2 protein-coding genes are annotated in these 2,817 nt (G+C 35.9%); both read left to right on the forward strand.

What is annotated here, in order from left to right; translation table 11 throughout:
* The coding region (locus ABYD77_RS18600) for a TonB-dependent receptor domain-containing protein (RefSeq protein WP_372771587.1) at positions 1-877 on the forward strand (877 nt) is incomplete at its 5' end.
* Between the two features lie 62 nt (positions 878-939).
* A partial coding sequence (locus ABYD77_RS18605) for an alpha/beta hydrolase family protein (protein ID WP_372771588.1) occupies positions 940-2,817 on the forward strand: 1,878 nt, incomplete at its 3' end.

Consider the following 2,817-nt stretch of genomic DNA (forward strand, 5'->3'; position numbering starts at 1 on the left):
AAACGCGTTTGTTGCTTTACGCTATGATTTAACCCAATACGATTATACTAACAACATGGCAAGCGGTAATTTAAAAGACGATGGCACACCCTGCGGCTTTGGTGGTTGCCGCTATACTCGCCATAGCAACCAAACGAACACCTTTAACGATTTAAGCTACAGTGTTGGGTATTCATATGCAGTAAATGAACACACTCTAATTTTTGTAAAAGTTGATGATAGTTTTAGAGCACCACATGCGGCTGAGTTATATCGTTTGCAAAACAATCAACAAAACATCACCATCGATAGTGTTGATGCTAAACAACAAGAGTTTGGCATACGCTTTGTTAATGGCACCTTTTTCAGCGAACTAAATGTCTATAATTTAGAAAAACAAAATGCCATTTATCAAGATGCTGATAGACATTATTTAAATGGCTTAGATACCCGTCATCGTGGTATCGAACTCGACCTAAATTGGCATATTACAGGTAATATTAAGGCACGATTGAATACCAGTTATGCTAAACATACTTATCAAAATAATCCGCAAAATGGACCGAACATTAAAGGAAATGAAATTGATACCTCGCCCAAATTAATCGCTAATGCGCAAATAGATTGGCAAGTATCGGAAAATGTTAATACCCAATTTGAAACGCGTTATCTCGACGGTTACTACCTAGATGCTGAAAACACTCAGCAATATGCAGGTCATACTGTTAGCAACTTGCGCACTCGCTTGTATTTAAATGAGCAACTCAGCCTTTCTGTTGCTGTTTTAAATCTATTTGATAAACGCTATGCAGAGCGCGCTGATTACGCGTTCGGTAACCATCGTTATTTTGTAGGTGAGCCAAGGAACTTCACAGCACAACTTAAATATCAGTTTTAATTTAAAAAAATATCTATTAAAATCAAGAACAAAATCTTAATTAGCATATACATGGAGGTAGCATGCTAAATCGTTTGCTTGCTATTTTACTTATATTTACCCCTTTTACACAGGCAACCCCCCTGCCAATTAAATCATTTGCATCTTTACCAAATGTTCAAGACGTTAACTTATCCCCTGATGGAAATAAAATTGCATATCTGCAAAATTTTAAAGGCACATTGGTTTTAAGAGTTTTAGATACAAGTACGAGTAAAGATTTACCTGTTATAAAAAGTGATAATCTAAATATCATATTAAATTGGGTCGAGTGGGCAAATAATGATGTGTTATTGCTCGGTGTAAGCTATACCAGCAAACAACAAACACTAAAATATACAAGTACACGACTCTACAAATATGATTTAAATAGCAAAAAGCAAAAGCCAGAGCGATTAATCAGTCCGAAGCGAGGTAGAGAATCAATTGACCCACAATTCCAAGATAATGTTATTAATTTTCTGCCAGAAGATGATGATTATATTTTAGTAGCAGCTGCGTTTGATACTCATAACTGCCCTAGTGTTTACAAAGTAAATGTCAACAATAGAAAACGAAAACGTATTATGCGCTGTAAAGACGATGTGAAAAACTGGATAACTGACCGCCAAGGGAACGTTAGAATTGGTCTTGCAATCGATGATACGAAAATAAGCTATAAATTCTTTAAAAACGACAGCTATAAATCAGATGAGCTCTTTGAATATGAAGTCTTTAGTCGTGACGAAATATCTGTTATTGGTTTTGATAAAAACCCAAATATCATTTACATCACAGCTTTATTAGACGGTAAAAAAGCACTTTACAAAGTTGATATTTCAAACAAAGAACGAAAGCGCGAACTTGTTTTTGCTGATCCAGATTATGATTTTGATGGGCGTTTAATTTACTCAAATATTACTGGTGAAGTAATTGGCTTTACACATTCAAACTTAGTTAACGGTCGAGTATATTGGGATAAAGACAGAGAAAACTTACAAAATGCATTAAATACTGCATTTCCTGAAGATAAAATCACCGTTTTTGATTTTAGTGACGATGGCACAAAATACCTTGCTTACAAGCGTTCACCAAAAGATCCTGGCACCTATTACTTTGGCGATAGAACAGCCAACACCATTAATATATTCTCTGAAAGTTACCCCGAGGTTACCGAGCAGGTTATCGCTAAAAAGACCAATGTACTTTACACCGCTAGAGATGGTTTAAAAATTGAAGGTTATTTAACACTACCAAATGTAGAAAGTCAGAAGAACCTTCCTACCATCATTTTGCCTCATGGTGGACCAATGGCACGAGATTATTCAGGATTTGATTATTGGAGCCAATTGTTTGCAAACCAAGGTTATGCAGTTTTACAACCTAACTTCCGTGGTTCCTCTGGTTATGGTTATGAGTTTGAAATGTCAGCCCTACAAAATTGGGGCAACGAAATGCAAAACGACCTTGAAGATGCTGCTAAATGGATGATTTCAGAGGGTTATACAGATAAAGATAGAATTTGCATGGTTGGTGCAAGTTATGGCGGTTATGCTGCATTGATGGCATTAATTAAACACCCAGAAACATTTAAATGCGCAGCGAGTTTCGCTCCTGTAACAGACCTTGAAATGATCGTATCAAAAGCTCGATACTTTGATAATAAAGAAATAATTAAGGCACAGTTTGGTACTGATGACGACATATTAGAATCGCAGTCTCCTGTAAATTTTGCAAAAGTAATCAATCGACCTATTTTATTGATACATGGCAGTGACGATAAAGTGGTTCCTGTAGCCCATAGTCGTGAGATGTTTGATGAACTTAAAGATTATGATAAGCAAGTCGAATACATAGAACTTGAAGACGGTAATCATTATTTAAGCTATGAAAAACATCGAATTAAAACACTAACCGCAATC

Origin of the sequence: Pseudoalteromonas sp. (assembly GCF_041629635.1) — a bacterium.
Taxonomy (GTDB): Bacteria; Pseudomonadota; Gammaproteobacteria; order Enterobacterales; family Alteromonadaceae; genus Pseudoalteromonas.